Source organism: Pseudomonas sp. LB3P14 (assembly GCF_054898045.1).
The window spans coordinates 157,935-180,179 of the sequence record NZ_CM142714.1 but is presented as its reverse complement, the minus strand read 5'-3'; the positions used below and the strand labels follow the sequence as shown (position 1 = coordinate 180,179).

Annotated in this window: 23 protein-coding genes and 1 tRNA gene; 7 read left to right on the top strand and 17 right to left on the bottom strand. The window is 59.3% G+C overall.

Translation table 11 applies throughout. From position 1 onward, the window contains the following. The first annotated feature begins 178 nt into the window (after positions 1-178). The 3 genes from ACYZT5_RS00865 to ACYZT5_RS00855 all read left to right on the top strand — a co-directional run bounded on the left by ACYZT5_RS00865 (position 179) and on the right by ACYZT5_RS00855 (position 2,421). Positions 179-1,267, top strand: a complete 1,089-nt coding sequence (locus tag ACYZT5_RS00865; RefSeq protein WP_462034265.1) for an asparaginase — start codon at positions 179-181, stop codon at positions 1,265-1,267. A gap of 169 nt (positions 1,268-1,436) precedes the next feature. After that, entirely contained in the window at positions 1,437-1,727 is a 291-nt protein-coding gene (locus ACYZT5_RS00860) for a DUF1654 domain-containing protein (protein WP_462049368.1), read from the top strand. 4 nt (positions 1,728-1,731) lie between these two features. After that, complete coding sequence (locus ACYZT5_RS00855; RefSeq protein WP_462049367.1) at positions 1,732-2,421, top strand: endonuclease; 690 nt, start codon at positions 1,732-1,734, stop codon at positions 2,419-2,421. A 136-nt stretch (positions 2,422-2,557) separates the two neighbouring features. Here the strand turns inward: ACYZT5_RS00855 and ACYZT5_RS00850 are convergent, their stop codons facing one another. Next, positions 2,558-2,923, bottom strand: coding sequence for an SPOR domain-containing protein (locus ACYZT5_RS00850; protein WP_462049366.1), 366 nt, complete (start codon positions 2,921-2,923; stop codon positions 2,558-2,560). A gap of 250 nt (positions 2,924-3,173) precedes the next feature. On the opposite strand from ACYZT5_RS00850, the gene csrA reads away from it, so the two are divergent. After that, positions 3,174-3,368 carry a carbon storage regulator CsrA gene (gene csrA / locus ACYZT5_RS00845; protein ID WP_007938114.1) on the top strand — a complete coding sequence of 65 codons (195 nt, stop codon included), beginning with the start codon at positions 3,174-3,176 and terminating at the stop codon, positions 3,366-3,368. A gap of 225 nt (positions 3,369-3,593) precedes the next feature. Here csrA and ACYZT5_RS00840 read toward each other — a convergent pair whose 3' ends face one another. From ACYZT5_RS00840 to ACYZT5_RS00830, 3 genes are all read right to left on the bottom strand, one after another. Continuing rightward, complete coding sequence (locus tag ACYZT5_RS00840) at positions 3,594-4,049, bottom strand: DUF2214 family protein (protein WP_462049365.1); 456 nt, start codon at positions 4,047-4,049, stop codon at positions 3,594-3,596. A gap of 119 nt (positions 4,050-4,168) precedes the next feature. Next, positions 4,169-4,363, bottom strand: coding sequence for a hypothetical protein (locus tag ACYZT5_RS00835; protein WP_074875283.1), 195 nt, complete (start codon positions 4,361-4,363; stop codon positions 4,169-4,171). Positions 4,364-4,580: 217 nt separating this feature from the next. Continuing rightward, complete coding sequence (locus ACYZT5_RS00830; RefSeq protein ID WP_462049364.1) at positions 4,581-4,829, bottom strand: hypothetical protein; 249 nt, start codon at positions 4,827-4,829, stop codon at positions 4,581-4,583. 489 nt (positions 4,830-5,318) lie between these two features. On the opposite strand from ACYZT5_RS00830, the gene ACYZT5_RS00825 reads away from it, so the two are divergent. Together ACYZT5_RS00825 and ACYZT5_RS00820 are read left to right on the top strand one after the other, a co-directional pair. Continuing rightward, positions 5,319-5,522 carry a hypothetical protein gene (locus tag ACYZT5_RS00825; protein ID WP_462049363.1) on the top strand — a complete coding sequence of 68 codons (204 nt, stop codon included), beginning with the start codon at positions 5,319-5,321 and terminating at the stop codon, positions 5,520-5,522. A gap of 504 nt (positions 5,523-6,026) precedes the next feature. Continuing rightward, positions 6,027-6,224, top strand: a complete 198-nt coding sequence (locus ACYZT5_RS00820; RefSeq protein WP_462049362.1) for a hypothetical protein — start codon at positions 6,027-6,029, stop codon at positions 6,222-6,224. Between the two features lie 192 nt (positions 6,225-6,416). Here the strand turns inward: ACYZT5_RS00820 and ACYZT5_RS00815 are convergent. Next, positions 6,417-6,493, bottom strand: a tRNA-Val gene (locus ACYZT5_RS00815). A 183-nt stretch (positions 6,494-6,676) separates the two neighbouring features. Between ACYZT5_RS00815 and ACYZT5_RS00810 the strand changes: the two genes are divergently transcribed. Beyond that, on the top strand, positions 6,677-7,960 hold the full coding sequence (locus ACYZT5_RS00810) for an NAD(P)/FAD-dependent oxidoreductase (RefSeq protein ID WP_462049361.1): 1,284 nt from the start codon (positions 6,677-6,679) through the stop codon (positions 7,958-7,960). A 60-nt stretch (positions 7,961-8,020) separates the two neighbouring features. On the opposite strand, the gene ACYZT5_RS00805 is transcribed toward ACYZT5_RS00810, so the two are convergent. Genes ACYZT5_RS00805 through ACYZT5_RS00750 form a run of 12 tightly spaced genes read right to left on the bottom strand, consistent with a single transcriptional unit; the run spans position 8,021 to position 22,073 of the window. Further along, the gene (locus tag ACYZT5_RS00805) at positions 8,021-8,653 is read right to left on the bottom strand and encodes an RraA family protein (RefSeq protein WP_462049360.1); all 633 of its coding nucleotides are present in this window, start codon (positions 8,651-8,653) and stop codon (positions 8,021-8,023) included. After that, a complete protein-coding gene (locus ACYZT5_RS00800; protein WP_462049359.1) occupies positions 8,644-9,426 on the bottom strand; it encodes an IucA/IucC family C-terminal-domain containing protein in 783 nt (260 codons plus the stop codon). Before ACYZT5_RS00800 ends, ACYZT5_RS00805 begins: the two co-directional genes overlap by 10 nt. Further along, positions 9,423-10,214 (bottom strand): ABC transporter ATP-binding protein, encoded by a 792-nt coding sequence (locus tag ACYZT5_RS00795; RefSeq protein WP_056744436.1) that lies wholly within the window; start codon positions 10,212-10,214, stop codon positions 9,423-9,425. The genes ACYZT5_RS00800 and ACYZT5_RS00795 overlap by 4 nt, the downstream gene beginning before the upstream one ends. A 12-nt stretch (positions 10,215-10,226) precedes the next feature. Continuing rightward, positions 10,227-11,258: a FecCD family ABC transporter permease gene (locus ACYZT5_RS00790; RefSeq protein WP_462049358.1), complete on the bottom strand. Its 1,032-nt coding sequence runs from the start codon at positions 11,256-11,258 to the stop codon at positions 10,227-10,229. Next, positions 11,251-12,240: a FecCD family ABC transporter permease gene (locus ACYZT5_RS00785; RefSeq protein ID WP_462049357.1), complete on the bottom strand. Its 990-nt coding sequence runs from the start codon at positions 12,238-12,240 to the stop codon at positions 11,251-11,253. The genes ACYZT5_RS00790 and ACYZT5_RS00785 overlap by 8 nt, the downstream gene beginning before the upstream one ends. Beyond that, positions 12,237-13,157, bottom strand: coding sequence for an ABC transporter substrate-binding protein (locus tag ACYZT5_RS00780; RefSeq protein ID WP_462049356.1), 921 nt, complete (start codon positions 13,155-13,157; stop codon positions 12,237-12,239). The genes ACYZT5_RS00785 and ACYZT5_RS00780 overlap by 4 nt, the downstream gene beginning before the upstream one ends. Then, entirely contained in the window at positions 13,150-14,997 is a 1,848-nt protein-coding gene (locus ACYZT5_RS00775; protein WP_462049355.1) for an IucA/IucC family protein, read from the bottom strand. Before ACYZT5_RS00775 ends, ACYZT5_RS00780 begins: the two co-directional genes overlap by 8 nt. A 4-nt stretch (positions 14,998-15,001) precedes the next feature. Further along, positions 15,002-15,775 carry an HpcH/HpaI aldolase family protein gene (locus ACYZT5_RS00770; RefSeq protein WP_462049354.1) on the bottom strand — a complete coding sequence of 258 codons (774 nt, stop codon included), beginning with the start codon at positions 15,773-15,775 and terminating at the stop codon, positions 15,002-15,004. Beyond that, the gene (locus ACYZT5_RS00765; protein ID WP_462049353.1) at positions 15,769-17,634 is read right to left on the bottom strand and encodes an IucA/IucC family protein; all 1,866 of its coding nucleotides are present in this window, start codon (positions 17,632-17,634) and stop codon (positions 15,769-15,771) included. Before ACYZT5_RS00765 ends, ACYZT5_RS00770 begins: the two co-directional genes overlap by 7 nt. Positions 17,635-17,660: 26 nt before the next feature. Continuing rightward, complete coding sequence (locus ACYZT5_RS00760) at positions 17,661-19,088, bottom strand: DHA2 family efflux MFS transporter permease subunit (RefSeq protein ID WP_462052360.1); 1,428 nt, start codon at positions 19,086-19,088, stop codon at positions 17,661-17,663. Beyond that, positions 19,085-20,296 (bottom strand): type III PLP-dependent enzyme, encoded by a 1,212-nt coding sequence (locus tag ACYZT5_RS00755; RefSeq protein WP_462049352.1) that lies wholly within the window; start codon positions 20,294-20,296, stop codon positions 19,085-19,087. The genes ACYZT5_RS00760 and ACYZT5_RS00755 overlap by 4 nt, the downstream gene beginning before the upstream one ends. Continuing rightward, a complete protein-coding gene (locus ACYZT5_RS00750) occupies positions 20,289-22,073 on the bottom strand; it encodes an IucA/IucC family protein (protein ID WP_462049351.1) in 1,785 nt (594 codons plus the stop codon). The genes ACYZT5_RS00755 and ACYZT5_RS00750 overlap by 8 nt, the downstream gene beginning before the upstream one ends. Between the last annotated feature and the right edge of the window lie 172 nt (positions 22,074-22,245).

Sequence of the window (22,245 nt, the reverse complement as noted above, 5' to 3'; positions counted from 1 at the left end):
AACCGTCCCGACCACTCAAATAAATATTTATAAAAATCATCAAGTTAAAAGTTTTTCTCCTTCAAAGTACGACTGGTACAGATCCTGCTCATCTCATTCACCCCAAGCGTTCAGATCCGCCTGGGGCGCATCTAGATGAACCTGCATCAGCACCGTCTCACTACTAGAGAGAAAAATAATGACATCTGCTTTCAAGACCTTCGTTCCGGGCGCTTTGGCCCTCTTGCTGCTCCTGCCCACCGCCCTTCAGGCAAAAGAAGTCGAAACCCAACAGAAACTGGCGAACGTGGTGATCCTGGCCACCGGCGGCACCATTGCCGGCGCGGGCGCCAGCGCGGCTAACAGCGCTACCTATCAAGCGGCGAAAGTCGGCATCGAACAATTGATCGCCGGGGTCCCGGAACTCAGCCAGCTGGCTAACGTTCGTGGCGAACAGGTCATGCAGATCGCGTCCGAAAGCATCACCAACGACAACCTGCTGCAACTGGGTCGTCGCGTGGCTGAACTGGCCGACAGCAAAGACGTCGACGGCATCGTCATCACCCACGGCACCGACACCCTGGAAGAAACCGCCTACTTCCTGAACCTGGTGGAAAAAACCGACAAGCCAATCATCGTCGTCGGCTCCATGCGCCCAGGCACCGCGATGTCGGCCGATGGCATGCTGAACCTGTACAACGCAGTGGCCGTGGCCAGCAGCAAAGATGCACGCGGCAAAGGCGTACTGGTGACCATGAACGATGAAATCCAGTCGGGTCGCGACGTCAGCAAAATGATCAACATCAAGACCGAGGCGTTCAAAAGTGCCTGGGGTCCACTTGGCATGGTGGTCGAGGGCAAATCCTACTGGTTCCGCCTGCCTGCCAAGCGCCATACCATGGACTCGGAATTCGACATCAAAACCATCAAGAGTCTGCCTGACGTCGAAATCGCCTATTCCTACGGCAATGTCAGCGATACCGCCTACAAAGCACTGGCTCAGTCCGGCGCCAAAGCCATCATTCACGCCGGTACCGGCAATGGGTCAGTCTCGTCCCGTGTAGTCCCTGCGCTGCAAGCCCTGCGCAAGGACGGCGTGCAAATCATTCGTTCATCCCACGTCAACGCCGGCGGTTTCGTACTGCGCAATGCCGAACAGCCTGACGACAAGTACGACTGGGTTGTGGCGCATGACCTGAACCCGCAAAAAGCCCGCATCCTGGCCATGGTCGCACTGACCAAGACCAACGACAGCAAAGAGCTGCAACGGATGTTCTGGGAATACTGATTCGCCCTCGCCTGACCGGTTCCGGTCAGGCACCGCTTTCACCACTCGCCAACCCAGGCGAGTGGTTCACGTCTCCTTCCGATATTCCGATAAAAATTTTCTCATCGTCCTACACCAAACGGAAAAAACGCTGTCAGAGGATTTTCTTGAATTTTAAGCAGTTGCGAAAATGCTTACAGTTAAATACTGTATGCACGTACAGCTTAATAAGGATAATTCCGTGGCCAACACCTCTGCCTCTCCTGACTCCTATGAACGCATGGGTATGCGCGTTCAGAAAATCATCAATTCCCCCACCGCCCAAAAAGCCAAAGCCGCATTGATCTTCCGTCTACCGGACGAACTCGTGGACGAGTGGGAGCAATTGCTCGAAGAAATCGACGAGAACGACAACGTCACCCTCGCCTATCGCGACGATGGCGGTGTGCAGATTTTCTGGGTTGTGCCGAAGGAAGATTGAGTCAATGAGTGTTCGCTGGTTTGCTTTGCTGTTTCTGCTCATCACTCTCGGCGCCCAGGCTGGCGCCCCCCGTACCTTCAACGAAGCCAAGAAAGTTGCCTGGAAGCTCTACGCACCGCAATCCACGGAGTTCTATTGCGGGTGCAAATACACCGGCAACAAGGTCAACCTCGCAGCCTGCGGTTATGTACCACGCAAAAACGCCAAGCGCGCTTCCCGCATCGAGTGGGAGCACATTGTTCCGGCCTGGCAAATCGGCCATCAGCGTCAGTGCTGGCAAGAAGGTGGGCGCAAGAACTGCACGCGCTACGATCCGACCTATCAGAAGGCCGAAGCCGACTTGCACAACCTGGTGCCGAGCATTGGTGAGGTGAATGGTGATCGCAGCAACTTCAGTTTCGGCTGGTTGCCGGTGCAGTCGGGCCAATACGGTTCGTGCCTGACCCAGGTCGACTTCAAGGCGAAGAAGGTCATGCCCCGCCCGTCCATACGCGGCATGATCGCCCGGACATATTTCTACATGAGCAAGCAGTACGGTTTGCGCCTGTCGAAACAGGATCGACAACTGTACGAAGCCTGGAACAAAACCTATCCGGTAGAGGCCTGGGAACGTCAGCGTAACCAGAGCGTGGCGTGCGTCATGGGACGCGGCAACGCGTTTGTCGGCCCGGTCGATATGAAAGCCTGCGGTTAAGCGTTCGCTGAAAACACAAAGGCCTCGGGTTTAATACCCGAGGCCTTTGTTCGTTTCTCCGACAGTGACTACGTCTGGAACGAGTCAATGTGGATCCCTTTAAGATGTTCCGCCGAAAGCTCCCTGGTAAAGACCACTACTGGGCCACTGGATGTTCGACAACCAGTAATTCGATGTTCTGTTTCTTCGCCCGGACGAGCGCCGCGCCCACTTCTGCCTGTTTGGCCTCGGCCTCGGCTTTCGAACTGAATGGCCCGACCAGAATCCGGGTCTTTCCATTTTCCTTGACGACATTGGAAACGAAACTGTGCTCAATCAGCCAGCCGCTAAGGTCGCTGACCGCCTGAGTTGTTGCGCCTCGAACTTCGAGATCCCATTGTGGTGCGGATGCTACCGAAGGTGCAGCCGCAGCTGCCGGCTGCGGCTTTTGCGCGTCAACGCTCTTGCCCTCACCGCATCCCGCCAGCGCCAGTACCGCGATTACCAAGACCATTTTGCGCACAACGCTTCCCTCAGAATGCTTAAAGCGGCGATTTTAACATTCATGAATACTTCCCGAGTGCCGCAAAATGGGCTCAAAACAACGAGAATGATGGATGCGGCCTCTGTATAGTTACGCCTTGGGAATTAATGCAGCATCTGCGCGTCAGAAAGAGGCACCCAAACCGTGAGACTTCGCACTAATCTATACATACCACCGACCTCTGCACTGTCCGAATCAGGTGCCCTACAAAGCAATCAAGGAGAAGACCATGCTGATACTCACCCGCAAAGTCGGTGAAAGCATAAACATTGGTGATGACATTACGATCACCATTCTGGGCGTTAGCGGCCAGCAAGTCAGGATTGGCATTAACGCCCCGAAAGACGTTGCGGTGCATCGCGAAGAAATTTATCAGCGCATTCAGGCCGGCCTCACCGCTCCAGACAAACCGCAGACCCCCTGAATCCTGTTGCAGTCAGTAGCCAGCCCGTTCGCCCCAGAACCATGGCTGGCTAAAGATTCAAGCGCCGCATCGCCATCCGTTTACTCGCTCGCCCGGTCCCGAGACGGGTCATGGCACTTCGCTGTCATCCTCTCGAGAACGTGAAACCGATACTACCGGCAAGTCCCATATCATGACTGTCAGACGCTTCCGTTTAACCCCTAGGAAGAGCCCGATCCATCTCGGCTAACCGAACGTCACACCGCGCGCCATGCCCGTGGCAGCCACAACTATCAGCAACACCAGCAACGCTTCGATATGACTGATTCGGGCAAACAGCTTTGTCCGACCGGTATCGATAGCCACGCCACGGCCCAGGGCAATCCGCCATTTGATCAGCGTCACCATCGGAGCAACTTCAAGTAACAGGATGAGGACAAACAACGTCATCTTGAGATGGAACAGTGGCTGGTGAAGATAGTAGTCAGTGCCTTTTTCGTACCCGCCAAAGGCTCGCATCCCACCCGTCACCAAGAGAATGACTGCAGAGATTCCCCATAGATTGTCGGCGATCAATACGCTGCGAACCTCCCCCGCGCCGGCAGCCAGACGACGTAATGCAGTCCCGCGAGTCAGCACGGCCCAAAAGCCCAGCGCAAAAGCCAAGAGATGAACCGCCGCAAGAAACCAGTGAGCCAGCATCGAGATACTCCTGTCAGGTCGAAATTTGAATTGGCCTGTCAGTAGTAGCCTATAAAGCCGGAGATTGCCCGGTGCCGAGATCCAGATGTGAAGAGCCCAGCGCGATGGCTGGGCTCTGGTTATTTTCTGTTTTCCATCATCTTGTCGGCGAGAGCTTTGGCCCTTTCAATCAACAGGTTCTGCCTGTCTTCATGAGTAGCCCCTCCTACAACCGGCGCCGTCAGATTGCTTTCCGCAATCAACGCTGCGCAGAAGTATTGATCCCAAACAGCTCTGTCCTCAGATACCTGCTTGTTCATTTGGTCGGCGATCATATGCGGCTCCTTTTGATGAGGTAGCACCGCTATCTTACGCCTGAATCACAGGCAACCCATGCCACTGAAGACGATGGACAGCGCATGATGATTCCCAGTGCAAACGAAAAGCCCGGCCCCATAGAAGCTTTATATCGTTGGAGCGCTGGAGAGACTGTGCGACACAGGCGTTGATGGGGCACGCGGACGAGAAGAAGCTCGAGTATCCGGGGAGGCGTCAGTCGTCTCTATCGTCACGATCACGGTCACGACCGTGATTGCGATCATACCGCTGATCATCATCACGTCGATCATATCCGCGGTCATGCCCTCGATCATCGTCATACCCGCGGTCGTATCCACGACGGTAATCATGACCTCGATCACGATCTCGACCGTACCTTTCTCCGTCGTCCCAGTGAGGCCCACAGCCTCCCAGCAGGAGAGAGCCTGAAATGGCCATGAACATTATTACTGCACGCTTCATTTGAACGTCCTAAATGCAAAGGTCAGCGATATGACCGTGAGGCCGCTCAATGATTCACAGGTCAGATACAGCAAGCCAAATCCAAAGCCTGAATTAACAACGCGCCCATTTCCCTACGACACCACCCGCGTGCCCCCGCCCAACGGCAGCCAGCAGGAGGCCCTCTGTGCGTGCAGCTCGACGCGTTGCCGATACCCATCACCGAAGCTGATCGTCAACAGCAATGCAAAAACCTAAGCGACAAGCTTTTTTTTTGAGGTGCGGGAGATTGACGGTACACGCGGTGTTTCTTCATTGTTTAAGCCTCACGCCCCTTCGAAGGCAATAGCACTAGACCAGCGCATGGATTCGATACGCTGCACCCGGGAAGAACGGCGGCCGTGGTTCGCGCTGTAGGCTTAGCGGAACCGATCAAATACATGCTCTGGTGAATGATGTACTCGCGCGAGTTCCTGAGAGCCAAACAATGCCCTGCAGAAGAGTTACCGAATGCCGAAGAAACAGCAGGAAAATAATACAGCGCCGACCGCAGCTGAAATTGAGCGCTCTATCCAGGCGCTGAACAAAATGGCTGAACGCCTCTGGGGCGATGGTCGGGAGACTGAGGCGAAAGCCCTCCTCGATGCCTTAGATGCGTTAAACAGGGCGCTCGATCGGATCAGGATTGGAGAGAGCCGCAGGGTTCTTCATTGAACGTAAACGCCCCAGCTGAAGGCTGGGTGTATAAACAGCAAGGCCGATGGCTGATGGGCTTTGGTACGCTGAAAAAGAAGATCCTGATCTCTATCGATATCGTGTTTATGTTTACTTTAAGGATGATAGCGAGGGAAAACTGAGTAGGCGTGCGGTTGATCCAAAGCCGCGACAGCTCGACTTCCATTCTGATATCTAAAAAGTCAGTCCAGCCCGACCCAGCGCCGGGCTTTTTGTATCTGCCTGTCATTCCTTCGTCATACCTACCAAGCACAATGCGGTCAGCCAAAGGGATTTGGCCCCGTCTACAGAGAGCCCGGCAATATGCCGGGCTTTTTCGTTCCCGCTGGCTACAACGCTCAAGTAAATGGGGCCGCCTGCATGGGCGGCCTCCTTCCAATCGTCAGCTTGACGAAACGAGGTAGATGGTGTGTTAGCGCTCCCCGCCGCCTTGCCCGCCTCCGCCATCAGGACCTCCATGTCCATACCCAGCTCGACGCCAAATTGCATTGGAACGCTGTGACGGCGGACTACCTGACCATGTCATTCGCCCAGGCGCGGGACGATTCGAAGGCCTACGAAGAGTTACCCGCAGGTGAGCGTCCCACCTTTCACGAGATCCGTGCACTCGGCGCCTGGCTGTACGAGCAGCAGGGTTTTGCACAGGAATACATACAGGGTGGATGGGTCATGCCGACGTGAAGATGACTGAGCATTACCAGGCGGGCCACGGCGATGACGCAGTGGTTTACATGAAGGTGAAAGCCGATTTGACGCGTTGAAGGTGGTTCGTTTTTCCAAACCGTTTCCAATGTTTTTCCAAATGACGCCCAACAAAAAAGGGCCCACCTTTCGGTGAGCCCTTCTAGACCGCCCAGCAGAGCGGATTTTGTTTGGTAGGCGCGATTGGACTCGAACCAACGACCCCCACCATGTCAAGGTGGTGCTCTAACCAACTGAGCTACGTGCCTGCTGTGAGGCGGCATTCTACGGAATTCCGAAGGGGTGTCAACACCTTTTTTCGAGCTAACCCTATGAATATGCAAAATATTTAATTTTGGCGCTGCAAAGAAGATTTTGCGGTGGCTGGCGGTCGATTTTTATCTCGGGTAGGATCGATGCACTCGTAAAATATATTAAACAGAGGCTGCAGGATGGCGAACACACCCTACCCGGAATCCTATTACGCCGCATCGGCCAATGCGGTTCCGCCGCGCCCGGCCCTGCAGGATGACGTAGAGACTGATGTCTGTGTGATCGGCGCCGGTTACACCGGTCTGTCCTCTGCCCTGTTCCTGCTGGAAAACGGTTTCCGGGTCACGGTGCTTGAAGCCGCGAAGGTAGGTTTTGGTGCGTCGGGGCGCAACGGTGGCCAGATCGTTAACAGTTATAGCCGCGACATCGATGTGATCGAGCGCAGCGTCGGGCCCAAGCAAGCGCAGCTGCTGGGGCAGATGGCGTTCGAGGGCGGGCGGATCATTCGTGAGCGGGTCGCCAAATATAATATCCAGTGCGACTTGAAGGACGGTGGTGTATTCGCCGCCATTACTGCCAAGCAGATGGGCCATCTGGAATCCCAGAAGCGTCTGTGGGAGCGTTTCGGTCACACGCAGCTTGAACTGATGGATCAGCGTCGCATCCGTGAAGTGGTCGCGTGCGATCAATACATCGGCGGCATGCTCGACATGAGCGGCGGGCACATACATCCATTGAACCTGGTGCTGGGCGAAGCGGCGGCCGTCGAGTCGTTGGGCGGCGCCATTTATGAGCAGTCGCCGGCGGTGCGCATAGAGCGCGGCGCGAATCCGGTGGTGCATACGCCTCAGGGCAAGGTCAGGGCCAAGTTCATCATCGTTGCGGGCAATGCGTACCTCGGTAATCTGGTGCCGGAACTGGCCGCCAAATCGATGCCCTGCGGGACTCAGGTGATCACCACTGAACCTTTGGGTGAAGCATTGGCCAAGAGCCTGTTGCCGCAGGATTACTGCGTCGAGGACTGCAACTACCTGCTCGACTACTACCGTTTGACCGGCGACAAGCGCCTGGTTTTCGGCGGTGGCGTGGTGTACGGCGCGCGGGATCCGGCGAACATCGAGGCGATAATTCGGCCGAAGATGCTCAAGGCCTTCCCGCAGCTCAAGGACGTGAAGATTGATTACGCCTGGACCGGCAATTTCCTGCTGACCTTGTCGCGACTTCCTCAAGTCGGACGCCTGGGCGACAACATCTACTATTCCCAGGGTTGCAGCGGCCATGGCGTGACGTATACGCACCTGGCGGGCAAGGTGCTGGCCGAAGCGTTGCGTGGCCAGGCCGAGCGTTTCGACGCGTTTGCCGACTTGCCCCACTACCCGTTCCCCGGCGGACAACTGCTGCGCACACCGTTTGCTGCGTTGGGCGCCTGGTATTACGGACTGCGGGACAAATTCGGTTTCTGACCGATAGACGCAAAAAAGGGGCAACTGCACAGTTGCCCCTTTTCATTTCAGCTCGGGAAGTCAACTCTTTCGCTGATCGAGCCTCTGCAAGAATTCGGCCCTGCGCTGCTGGTCCATTTCCTCTTTGGCCAAAAGCTCGGGAAGCAGCTCGGCCGCATGTCGGGCATCGAGGATGAAGACACCGTCATCATCACCAATGGCCAAGTCCCCCGGCCGCACCTGAACCCCGCCCACACTGATCGACTGATTGACTTCCCCATGGGCGCCAATACCGCGAGTCGTGTACGCACTGACGTCCCGACAAAAGATCGGCAAACCATGGAGACGCAATGCGTTGACATCCGTGACCGCACCCGACACCACCACTCCGGCCAACCCTTTGATCAGCCCGGCCAGGGTGCGCAGTTCGCCCCAGCAACCACACTCCTCGTCGCCCACACACTCGATCACCAGCACGTCGCCCGGCTCACTCAGCAACAAGGCCTCACGCAGAATGCTGCCATCCGGCGGGAAAACTTTGACGGTGACGACATTGCCGACCATGCGAATGTTGTTGAACAGCGGTTTGACCCCGCGCAGGAAGCCACGATCGGAAAAGTGGCCGATGGTTGACGAAGGGATCGACCGGTAGGCGTGGAGCAGCTCCGGGCTGACGAGCTGTTGGCGCGCGGCAATCTGATAACTCATCGGCATTTTCCCGGGCGCAGCAGTGGGCAGGTCGAACAATATTCAGCAGGCTCAGTAGCCAGGTAGTAGAAGCAGCAAGTTCGCCGAAAGCGAATACTGCGCTGCCCCTCGTCAAGCAGTGTCGGCGGACGACGGAAGTGGCTCAGCGGGTTGTAATCGAGGCCGAATAGCGCAGGTTCTGCCTGGGTCATCAACCACCTGAAGTCGGCTTCATAGCGTTCGCGCACCGACGGTTCGTCGATTTTTGCCATGCGTTTTTCATACAACGAATACACGCGCACCGCGGTGTTTTCCCACAAGATGCGCCGTGAAACGCCACTCACACGGTTGAAGGTTTGCCACAACGGTTTCAGCAGTCCGGCAAACAGTGCCTGCACCAGGGTTTCCCGCCAGACCTCGCGCTCACCGGCCCCATACGCCAGCGGCGGGGAGTGAACCAGCGGCATCGAAGACGTCCACAGCCCCTCATCGTGGCCGTACTCGATCACTGCGTTGTCCGGCGACAATAGCAGTCCTTTGTCGTACACCGACATGGCGTACAAACAGGCGCCGGTTGCCAGGAATGACAGGCGCTTGCCCAGCAGCGAGGCGGTGATCGCCCGCGACGGTGAGCCAATGACCGGGCTCAATGCGTCCAGCAAACGCTCGCACACATCTTCCTGCAACAGGTCACGCGCCATCAGCGAGCGTAACGGGTCACGCTCGGCGCTGTCCTTCAACCGCAACCCGCCGCCCAGCACGCTCCACTCTTGCGCGGTGAAGTGGTGAGCCAGACTCATTGCGGCAATTCCCGACCAAACGGGATGCACATCGGCGTACCAAAAAACGGGTCAGGAATAATTCGACAGTTAAGGTCGAACACGGTTTTGACCAGCGCCTGGGTCAAGACGTCCTCAGGCCGGCCCTGGGCAAACGCCGTGCGGTCATGCACCGCGACCATATGATCCGCATAGCGACAGGCCAGGTTGAGATCGTGAAGCACCATGATGATGGTTTTGTTCTCGAGCCGGTTGAGGTCGCGCAGCAGGTCCAGCACTTCAATCTGGTGAGCCAGGTCGAGGAAGGTCGTCGGCTCATCCAGCAGCACAATGCCGGTGTCCTGGGCCAGGGTCATGGCGATCCACGCACGCTGGCGCTGCCCGCCGGACAAGGCATCCACCGGCCGATCCGCCAGCGCCTGCAGACTGGTCTGCGTCAGCGCGCGATTGACCATGGTTTCATCCTCTGCCGACCACTGCTGCATCCAGCTCTGATACGGGTATCGGCCCAGGGCCACGAGCTGGCGAACGGTAATACCCTCCGGCGCCGTCGGCGTCTGGGGCAGGATGGCCAACTCGCGCGCCACCGCCGCCGTGGATTTTTGCTGGATATCCACACCGTTGAGAATCACCGAGCCTTGCTGCGGTTTCAGCAGTCGGGCGAAGGATTTGAGCAAGGTACTTTTGCCGCAGCCATTACTGCCAATCAGCACCGAGATCTTGCCCTTGGGCAGTTGCATGTCCAGCGCGTCAATAATCACCTGGCGCTGATAACTCAGGGTCAGGCCGCGACTTGCAATCGACGTCATACGTTGAATTCCTTAATGACGCTGTTTAATCAATAAATAGAGAAAAAAGGGTGTGCCCAGCACCGCTACAAAGATCCCGGCCGGTAGATCCAGGGGCAAAAACAGCGTGCGCCCGACCAAATCCGCAAGCATGACCAGGCTTGCCCCGACCAGGGCTGCCATCACGGCCTGTCCACCGAAACCGGGTGCCACCAGGCGTTTGGCAATATGCGGCGCGATCAGCCCGACAAACGCTATCGCCCCTCCCCAGGCAATGGCTGCACCGGCCAATGCCACACTGACCAGCAACAAACCGGCCCGCAGCCATTGCACGCGCACGCCGATGCCTTGGGCCAGGCTGTCATCCAACTGTTGCACCATCACCTGACGGGCCAGCAGCACCAGCAGCGGACAAATGCCCAACAACCAGCCAGCCAGCGCCAGCGGTTCGGGCCAACTGGCGCCGTACACGCTACCGGTCAGCCAAACGTAGGCAGATAGGGTGGTGGTCAGCGGGCTGAAGACCAGGATGAACGTGGTCGCGGCCGTCAACATCGCCGAGACGCCCACGCCAATCAGCACCAGCCGCAACGGCGAGGCCCCCTGCTTCCACGCCAGCAGATAAATGGCCAGTGTCGCCAGAGCCGCACCGAACATTGCGGCCAGGGGCAGAAACTGTTGCCCCAGCGTCGCGGACAAAAACGACAGATAAAGCACCGCCGCGGCGCTGGCACCGCTGGTGATGCCGAGCAGGTCCGGCGATGCCAGCGGGTTGCGGATGATGCTTTGCAGGATCAGCCCGGACACCGACAACGCCGCCCCCACCAGCGCCGCCAGCACAATGCGTGGAAAACGCAGTTGCTCGACAATCAACGTCAGGCTCGCGTCCTGACTGGAAAACAGGATTCGCATCACCTCGAGGGGCGAGAGATTGACTTTCCCCAGCGACAACGAGCCGAGCATCACCAGCACCGTCAGCATCAGGGCCGCCGCCAGCCGCCACCATGTGGAGAGGTTGACCCGCCGGGAATACCCGCCTTGGCGCCAGGTCACCACCTTATCCATAACGACCTCCACGCCGGGCCAACATAATGAAGAACGGTGCGCCGAACAGCGCCGTCATCACCCCCACCGGCACCTCCTGAGGCAGGATCAATACCCGCGACAGCGTATCTGCCAACAGCAGCAGAATGGCGCCGAGCAGCGCACACCCAGGCAGCAACCAGCGATGGTCGATGGACAAGCCCTTGCGCACCATGTGCGGTACCAGCAGACCGATGAAACCGATGCTGCCGGCCAACGCCACCGCACTGCCCGCGAGACAGATCACCAGCACGCTCATCAGCAGCCGGATCAAACCGGTTCGCTGGCCCAGCCCCGTGGCAATCTCTTCCCCGGCATTCAGCACGTTGAGCTGCCCGGCCAGCAACAGCGCCCCCGCCACCCCGAGCACCGCACACAGCAGCAAGGGTGTAGCGGTCGACAGGCTGCGTTCGGTCAACGAGCCGGCCAGCCAGAACAGCACCGTGTCCAGTCCATCCTGATTCACCACCAGCAGCGCCTGGCTGAAGGCGGAGAACAGCGCGGCGATCGCCGCGCCCGCCAGCACGATGCGCAGCGGACTGAGACTGCCTTGCCCCATGTTGCCGATCAGCCACACCAGACAACCCGCCACGGCAGCGCCAATGAACGCACACCATAGCCAGGCATCCGGGGATGACAGCGAGAAGATCGAGGAACACAGGATGATAAAAAAAGTCGCGCCGGCATTGATCCCGAACAACCCGGGTGACGCCAACGGATTGCGCGTCAGTGCCTGCATCAGGGCACCCGCGACCGCCAGGCTGGCGCCGACGGAAATCGCCATCAGGGTGCGCGACAGACGCGTGGTGGTCACCAGTACATGACTGATACTCAGCGGGTCGGGATGGACAAACGCCGCGGCAATCTGTGGCAGTGGAATCCAGGTGGCGCCGACCGCCAGGCTCAACACGCAGCACAGCAGCAACACGACACCCGCGCTGCACAGTTTTACTCCGGGGCTCATGAGGTCACCTGCGCCGCAGCCACGCGGGCAACGTCGTCGAGCATCAGGTTCGCCCCCAGCATCCCGCCCGACAGACTCCACGCGACGCCATCGACCTGCCACACCTGCCCTTGCTGCGGGGCACGCATCTGCTTCCACAGCGGGTGTTGCACCAGGCTGTCGAAGTTTCGCTGCACCGCCGCGTTCTGCGCGCGCAGGAAGACAAAAAAGATGTCGGCATTCACCACAGCAAGGCTCTCCTTGCTGGTGAGTTTGATCGACACCCCGTTTGCCTCTCGGCTGGTGTCGCTCCAGTTGAATCCCAGTTCGGTGAGCACCGAGCCCGGGAAACTCGCCGGCAGGTAACTGCGGATGTGGTCTTCGCGGATATCCAGAATCGACACCGTGGGTGGCCAGCGTCCGGCAAATGTCTGCTGCAGTTGCTCACACAGTTGTGCCACGCGCTGCTGCCATCGGTTCAGAATCTCGTCGGCCCTCTGTTGCTGGTGTAATGCAGCGCCCATCAGCGCCAGGGTCTTTTTGAATTCAAACACTTCCTCCAGTATCAGCACCGGGGCGATCTGCCTGAGTAACGGTGCAATGCGCTCATGGCGAAAGCGCGAGGCAACAATTAAGTCCGGCTTGAGCAGCGCGATGTCTTCAAGACTCGGCTGGGTCTCCAGCCCGACATGGGGCACCTGGTCCAGTGCCGTGCGCAAATAGCGATAGGTCGGTTTTTCGCTCCAGGAATCGACGACGCCACACGGCGTCACGCCCAACACCACGGCGCAGTCGGTGGCACCCTGAAACAGGGTGATCACCCGCAACGGCGCGGCGCCGGCCTCGGCCCACGCCGGCGCTGATAACCTGAGGGCGAGCGCCCCCAGGGACAGGCGCAACAGCGCGCGCCTGGAGGGATGACGTCGCGGTTCAGGCATTACGATCGAGCCTGTGAAACGGGTTGACCACCTGCCCTTTGCCAAACGGCATGCTGCCAGGGCCGCCCGCGCGCTCGATCATCGGGGTGAGCAGCAATTTCTGCGGCCAGTGCGGCGCTTCGAACAACTGGTGCTTGATCATGATCCGCGCCTCGGCGTCAAACTCGATGGTGTCGATCAACTCGTTGAGCACCTCGCCCATCGCCGTCCACAACTGGGTCGCCGGCAATGCGTAGACCTCAGCCAGCGTATCGATGATGGCGCGGAGGTTGACCTGAATACCCAGGGTCTGCAACCAGAACAGCAGGTCTTCAGGGCGATCGTGGTACAGCGTGTTGGCGTGCCCTTTCTTCAGCCGGTAAGCCGGATCGGCCAGGCCGTTGCGTTCCAGCCACGGCACGAAGATGCGCAACGAATCGTGATCGCGCAACAGCAGGCCCTGGGCGTAACCGGCCTTCCACACCAGCACCGCGTTCTGCCCGTGAATTTCCCCCAGCATGCCGATGCGGAACATTCGCAGATTGATATCGAAGAAGCTGTGGCACAGCTCGCGGAACAGCGTCATCACCGACCCGGCGTTGGCCGGCAATTGACGGTAGGCCATCCAGTCATCGAAAAAGTGCTGGTCGCTGCCGGGCAGCGGCGTGCCGAGGGCGGCCATGGGCACCAGTCGGGTGTCCGGATCTTCGAGCAGCGCGGGTGGATAGCCGCGCACCATGGCCGACAGGTGACGCGGCGCTTCGTCGAACAGCGTCGCGTCCGGCGGCATGAATGCCCACCATTTGGTTTCGTCGCACAGATGCAGGGACTGCTGCAGCGTTTGATCTTTGCTCAGTGCCTGACGCAGCAGCGCCTCGCTCAAGCCGCCGTTGATCATTTTTACGGCGGGCAGATAACGCGAAGCGCCCAGCGAATAGATCGCCATGGGCAACTTGAGGTAATCGGCACTGTTGAAGCACGGCGTCATCGAGCGCAACGACGAGGTGGCGAAGAAATCACCCTCGGTGAAGTCCAGTCGATGGCAGTCACCCTTGGCTAAGGCATCGCCGAGTTGCGCCTCCAGCACGTGTTCAAACTGCCACGGATGCACCGGCAGCGCGATGTGGCTCTGGGCAATGCCCCGCTGCTGCAGCTCTTGTTGCAAGCTGGCCTGCAACAGCGGCGGCAACAGGTAGTGGGCGGGATAACTCTGCGCCAGGTCCGTCACGCCGTCGCCGCACTGCAGCAACGTGCGGTCGACCGCGACCCAATTGAGCGCCACCGGACGGGCAAATTCCGCCTGATACTGCTGATATTCGGTTTCGCTCAAACCCTGCTTGGCTTTGGCCAGCGGGTGGTAGGGACGATCACGCAGCGAAGCCCACTGCTCCATGGTCAGGAAGAAGTCCGCGTTGTCTTTTTCCAGCAAGCGTTCTCTGTCAACCCGATGGGCCAGGGACAACTCGGTTTGCCTGACGCTGGTGCGCAGCACATCCAGAAACAGGGCGAAGCCTTTTTCATTGTCCGGGTAGCGATCGGTCATCCCGGCCAATACCTGGGTCGTGAAGGCCTCGGGTGTCAGCGTCGTCAGCTGGTCATTCTGTCGCGCCCATACCGGCGTGCCCGGTACTTTTTCCCATTGCTGGGTAGTGCCGGGACGCAGTGCAATGACGATGCAACCCTGCGGTTCACTGGGCCATTCCCAGATCCGCTGCCCGGCGCTCAGGCCCGTAAATGGCTGATCAGCCGATGACGAGGGCGCCACCAGGTTCAGCGGCTCGGTACCGAAAAAATGTTCGGCCAGCAAACAATCGACCAGATCCTGCATCACCCTGTCGGCGGCCATTGCGGTGAAGTTCATCCGACTATTTTCCTTCTGCTGAAGTGGCGGCCAATCTGGCCTGGAGGGCACGAAAAGCGATGCCACGCTCGTCACCCAAAACAAAGCTTTTTACGCCGCGAGCCAACCACCGTTCGTGGTCGCCCGGCTGGCGTGGAATGGCGCAGTACGGCACGCCCGCGGCGCTGGCTGCCTGCCAACTGGAGAGCAGCGCTTGCTGCACCTCGGGCCGGTCGATCTGCCAGGGCATGCCCATCGATTGCGATAAGTCGGCGGCCCCTTCCAGAATCATGTCCAGGCCAGGCACCGCGGCAATCTCTGCCGCCCACCGCACACCTTCGGCACTTTCGATCATCGCCACGACCATGACCTGCTCGTTGGCCAGCGCGACGTACTCCGCCAGGCTGTGTTTGCCAAAGGCGCCGGGGCGCCCGGCGTTCAGGCTGCGGGTGCCCTGCGGGTGGTATTTGCAGGCTCGAATGCTCTCAGCCAGCGGTTCAGGGCCTTCGATCATCGGCAACACAATGCCCTGGGCGCCGCCATCGAGCAGGCGCAGCAAGGTTTTCGGGTTGAGGTCCGCCACCCGCACCAGCGGGGTCAGCGCGTAACTCTCGGCGGTGCGAATCATGTTCTCCACGGTCTCGGGATTGATCAGCACGTGTTCCATATCGATGATCACAAAATCGAAACCGGCCTCGGCAATCAGTTCGATGGCCGCTGGCGACGGAATCGAGCTGATCAGGCCGTAGACCGGCTCACCTGTTCTGAGCTTCTGCTTGAGCAGATTGGTCCTCAGCATGATTGCGGCCGGAACGCGTGCAGCGGATTGGGGACCGATTTGAAACGACGTTCGCCGTCGCCCAGCAGGCGGCGCTTGGTCAGCTCTTCCACTTCATAGAAAGGCGCGAAGACATCAAACGCTGCATAACGCGGGCGGTGTTGCGGATGTTCGACCTGGTAAGCGCTGATCACCTCGGCGGTCATCTGCCAGAACAGGGCTTCTTCGAGCTGATAGTGCTGATGCAGGAAGATCGCCATTTCGGCCAGGGCGATGAAAAAGAACGAATCACAGGAAAAATCCCGTACCGCATCCAGGTCGTCGGTGAGGATGAACGAGTTGCGATTGAGCTTGGCGTGGCTGGCGGGCAGCGGCACCAGGGTCGGGCACAGATCGGGGCGCCCCAAGTGCTGCGGTGAATAGCGCACGCCGTCATGGAAGTCTTTCAGGGCAATGCGTTGCGGCCAGCCCTGTTTCACGATCAGGACGATGTTCTGCCCATGGGATTCCATGCCGATGCCTTCGGCGTAGAGCATGTGAATGATCGGCGACACCGCCACCTGCAACAGTTGACGGGTCCAGGCGTGCAGGCCGTATTGAGTAATCCACGCATCGATGAACGGGCTCTGTTCACCCGAGCCGTAGCGATTGTTCACGGAGCTCAAACCATTGAACGGCACCGCCTGCTCGTCGTCATGCAGGTACTGGTGAATGCTCTCGCGCCATAGGGTGCCCATCGTGCCGTAGGCCTGGGACATCCGCGTGGCGGGCAGGTGATCGTAGTCAAAACTGACGCCGACCACCTCTCCGAGTATCACAAAACCGAGGTCACGGGCGGTGCTGTCGCTGCCGATCAACTGCTGCAACCAGTCGGTGATGATCGGGCCGTTCATCACCGTATGCCGGGCCAGAATTCGGGTGCTGGAGGTATTGGTCATGCTCAGCGCGAGCTTGACGTAAGGCCGCTGTTTTTCACTGACGTTGGCCAGGGTGCGGATCGACTGCTGCGCCTGATAGCGATCATCCGTGGTGCCCAGATAGATCACCTCGCCGCTGACCAGTTCTGGGTAGAACACGGGAACAATGACGTTTTCCCACTGCCACGGGTGCACCGGCATCAGCCAGTAATCGCCCATCGACTTGCCTTGGTCGGTGAGGCGCTCAGCGAGTTGCTGCCAGCGCTGAAGCCCGAATTCCTGCTGGATAAACCCGTCGTAATCCAGGTGCTGCGAAATGTTCATCGCCCCGCAGGATTTGGCCACTGCCAGCCAGACAATGGCGATGGATGCGGCAAATTCCGGCCCGTAACTGGCGTTGTCCTTCAGCGAAAATCCGATGCGCGATTTGTAGCAGGGGTGATAGCTGTGGGCATCCATAAAGTGCTGTTCCAGCGCATCGACGTCCAGTTGATGGCTTGGTCGGGCCGCTTGATAACCCTGACTGCGCGATTGCAGGTCCTTGAGCAAGGTCTGTTCAAGCTCATGGGTGAAGCGTGGCAGGTGCGGGCTGCCCTGAAGTTCGCTCAGCAGCTCCGCCAATGCCTGATGAAGGTGCGGCCGGCTGCGCGCGCCCAATGCATCTACGCGCTCGAGACTGGCGTAGTCGAGGCGGATCAGCTCGAAGCTGGTGCTGAGCAATCCGCTGCAGTGGTACTCCACCGGTTGTTGTTGCGCATCGATGGCACTGACGACAAAACGGTGCTGGCCGCTATCGAGGGGCGAAGGGCGATACGGCAGGACGTTTTCATACAGCAGCGTTTGCAGCAGTTGGCCCACCACGCGCTGCTCCACTTGCTGATAGTGGCGCGGATCGGCCGTCGCCAGCCAGACGCCTGGCGCTGAATCCGCAGCCTGATGTGTTGCCTGTGAAGAAGTCGCCATAGTCATAACCTTGTCCGTGAAAAGAATTAACGGTGTTCGAGAGCTGAGGGCAGTGCCTCGGCCGGCTCGTCGGATGCGGGAACTGGAAAACGCCAGGCACAGGGCAATGCCAGCAGAATGAGGATGCCGGTGGCCATGAAGACCTCGCTGATCGCCCCTGGGGTCGCTACCGAAACAACGCCGCCTCCCGTCTCGGCGGCCAGGCGAAACTCCAGCCAGAGCGAGGCAATCACGATGGCCAGTGACGAGAAGAGACGACGGGAAATGTTATTCATCGCCGCGCCCTGAGTGACCATCGGCTCAGGCAGCGCATCGAGCCCGGCGGTGGTGATGGGGATATAGGACAGGCCCAGCCCGGCGCCGCGGACCATCATCAGAAAAAACACCACACCGATTGAAGCGCCAGCCCCCAGCATGCCTAATCCGAGCGTGGCGCCCCCGGTCAGCAGCAGCCCCCAGAGCACCACTCCGCGCGGGCCATGGCGGTCCAGCCACTTGCCGCCAAGATGCCCGAACAGGCTGGCGAACATCGCCGTGCACAGCAGAGACAAGCCGGTCCAGATAGCGCTGTAGCCCATCACCACTTGCACCAGCAGCGGCAGCAGCACCAGGCATTCGAACATGCCAACCGACTGCACCACCGCGATGATCACGCTCAAGCGATAACCGCGCAGGGCAAAGATGCGCAGGTTGAGCAATGGCGAAGTCCGGTTCAGTTCCAGTCGCACAAACGCCACCAGACACAGGATCGCCACCAGCAACATGCCGAGGTTGAAAGGATCGGTCAGGGCTTGCGCGTGGCGCAGACGGCCAACGGCAATCATCAGCAGACCGATGCCCGTCGCAATCAGCAGGTAACCCGCCAGGTCGAAGGGTTTGCGCTCTGACGCGTCAGAGGTCGGAAGCACACCGACACCCAGGATCAGCGCCAGCAGGCCGATCGGTACATTCATCAGGAACAGCGAGCGCCAACTGAACCACTCCAGCATCAGGCTGCCGCACAAGGGCCCCAATGCCGGCGCCAGCATGACCGCCGCGCCCCACAGGCCAGTGACCTTGCCCCGCTCGCCTTTGGCGTACACCGAAAAAATGATCGCCAAAGACAGCGGAATCATCAGCCCGCTGGCGATGCCTTGCACCACGCGCGCGGCAATCACAAGCGCGATGGAGTTGGCCAGCGCCCCGAGCAACGAGCCGCAGACAAACAACGCCACGCCCCACAAATAGAGGGATTTGCGCCCCACCCGCTGGCTGAGAAAACTGGTGAGGGGCATGGTCATGCCCATGCTCACCATGAACGCAGCCACAATCCAGGTGGCCAACAGCGGACCTATCTGAAAAGCCTCCATGAACGCTGGTAACGCTGGATTGAGGGAGCTGTTGTTCAGGCTGACCGTCAGCGTGCCCAACAGCACATTGACCACCACCAACCAGCGCGGTGCGGTAACCGTCAATCCCACGGTGCGACTCCGGCAGCGTGCAGGAACACCTGCGGTGGTCGCGGATGACAGAGGAAGTCGGCGTGGGAGATGTTGTAGCCATAGGCACCGGCCAGCGGCAGCACCAGCATGTCGCCTACTTCGACGCCAGTCAGCGGGTAATCGCGGCTCAGCACATCCTTGGGCGTGCAGAGCTGCCCCACGACGGTCCAGTCCTGTTGTGTGGCTGTTGGCGTTACGCGATGCCGGGGGAGATGAATGATCGGGTGATCATGTCCTTGGGCAACCGGCAAACGGAACTGATGGGTGCCGCCCCGACAGACCAGGAAGTGTTTGCCGTGACTGGTTTTCTTATCCAGCACTTCAATGGCGTAGTAGCCGCAGAAGGCGCTGATGAAACGACCGGGCTCAAAGCGCACGATGGGCGCATCGGCACACGCTGCAAGGCTCTGCCCCAGATGCACGCACAAGCGCTGCCAGTCGAATTGCTGCGGCCCGAGGTAATTGACACCGATGCCACCGCCCACATTGAGGTGGGTGATCGCCGTGGGATTGGCCGACAACGCCTTCCATTGCGGCCAGCGTTGCAGGTACAGATCAAGCAATTGTTCATGGCGCTCCACCAGCGACTGATGGGACATCGCGTGCACATGGAAGCCCTTGAGCCGCAGGTGGCTGGCGTTATCGACCCAGCTTACCGCCTGGGCCAGTTCTGACTCATCGATCCCGAACGGTGTGGCCGTGCCGGCCATCGCCAGTTTGCTGGACAGCGGCGACGGCAGTTCGGGGTTGATCCGCAGCAATACGTCCTGCACCCGCCCCGCTTCCAGTGCCAGCCGCTGCAGACGGACAATTTCATTCAGGCTTTCGATGTGAATGGCTTCGACCTGGTGTTGCAGCGCCAAATGCAGATCGGAATCCAGTTTGCCGGGGCCGGAGAAGATGAACGGCTTGCGCGTCGGGCAGGCCTGGAGACGATCAATCTCGCCGCCGGAGGAAATCTCGAAGCCGTGCACCAACGGCGCCACGGCGGAGACTATCTGCGGTTCGCTGTTGGCCTTGATGGCGTAGTAAAGCTCCACGCCTTCGGGGAGCGCCGCCATCACCTGCGTCACGTGCTGTTTAAGCGCGTCCAGGTCGTAGATGAACAGCGCCAACGGATCTTCATGCTGCGTGCGGGCTTCGTTGATGGCGGCCAATACCGCTTCGGGCAACTTATCCATGCTTGGCCTCCTTGCCCCACGGGGACACCAGACTGACGTAGCTGGCCTGGCGATCGGCCTTGGCCGCCAGGCGGACCTTAAGGTTGGTTTTGCAGGCAATCGGCTGACCGGCGATCAGTGCGTCCAACTCCGGTGCAGCAAGGGTCAATTCGGCGCGGATCCTGATCAATTGCTGCTCCACCCGTTGCCACATCAACGGCGCCAGGTGCGGACGTTCCCAACTCAGGGCCAGCACAGCCTCGGACAAGTTGTTGACGAACAGGCAATAGACGATGCGATTCCAGCCTTGCTGGCGGGAATAGAGCAGCGACTCACGCACCCGTGGATGAACGTCTGCGTCGATCCGCGAAGCACCCAGTTCGTCGGTCAGTTTGACCCCTTCGAAATCCCGCAGGAGCAAGCGTTGTGGACGACCGTTGTCATGCACCAGCACGCTGTTCTGCAAGTGCGGCTCCATCACGATGCCGTGATTGAAGAACAGCGCCAGCACTGGCCGTAGCAGTAGCGCCTGATAGTCGTCGAACCAGCTCAACAGCTGTTGGTCGTGGATGTCGTTGCCGTTGAACCGGCTCAGGAACTCATGCACCAACGGCGGTAAATGCAGGCCACGAGCGAACAACGTACCGGCCATGATGCTGCAGTCGGTGCCGGTGTCGAGGCAGAAGTTCTCCCGCAGGATCGCCCCGGTCTGTTCGCGGAACCAGTGGTTATCGGCTTCGCTGGCCTGTTGCGGCGCCCAGCTCAGAATGCCCGGTTCGGCCACCACCGAGAGCCCGCCAAGGGTCTCGGGCCGGGTCAGTTGGAGGTTACGAAAGACTCGGTCGATCATCAGTGCGCTTTCCAGTTCGTACCAGGCGTTTTTCCTGACGCAATTGGTGATGCGCACGTTCAGCGAGCCCTTGATGAAGAACTCATGGCCCTCGATGTACCAGGTCCGGATGGACGCAGTGGGGTTGGCCATCAGCCCTGTGGCGCCAAGGTCGACGATGGCCGCGGATTTCAATAGATGCTGAACCCGGCCATCCTGCATGAACAGCTGGGCCTGTACCGGATGCATGCAGATAATCGCGTGCCCTGGCCGCGCCTGTGCTTGATCGGCAAAACCGGCCAGCACTTGGGCTTTGCTCAGGCCGTTGGCCCCGACGCTCAATCCTTCCAGCGGCACCTCGAACAAGTGCAACGGCGTGCGGGCCTGGAATTCCGGGGCATAGGTTTCCTGGGCCAGATGAGCTGGCCACAGGCGCGCCTTGGGTGCCGGGTGGTTCGGATGACCGAACCACAAGCCCTGCTCGCTGGCCAGGTAACCGCTGAGCGGTGCCGGGTGCTGGCCGTCCATGTTGTGGGCGACGATGGCCGCCGTCAGCAACTGGCTTTGCAACACCTGATCCAGCAACTCGTCGTTGCTGGCGCGGGTCATGTGTTCGCACGCCGCGAGCAACTGCTCGACGAACTCGGCAAACCTCAGGCACGACCAGTCGCCCTCACCGCGCCGGGCATAGACGTCCGACAGGTAACGATGACTGCCAAGGCCATCACGACGGTCCACCATCACAAAGAACTGCTGCTGGTTGGGCAGGTTGATGGTCAGGGGAATGCCCCTCCATTCCAGGCCCTCAAGGTAACTGCCCGGGGCGATACCTTGCATCTGCGTCGGCCAACTGTAACGGAGGCAGTTTTCCGGCAAGGCGAATTCTTTGATCAAACAATTAAGCAACGCGCGCGTCGTCGCCAATTCACTGACCATATTCGATAAAACACTGCGATCTGGATGATTCATGGGTGCTCCACAGTAGCCCGCGAGGCCACTGGACACGTTATATGGTGAATAAATTAGTTGCTGATCGACCTGTTTAACGGCCGACGAAACCCCACGTAACGACATCACTTCGCTAAACCTTTTACATAATCGGACGACTATCAAAGTGACTTGAGCCAATGCCATCAAACTG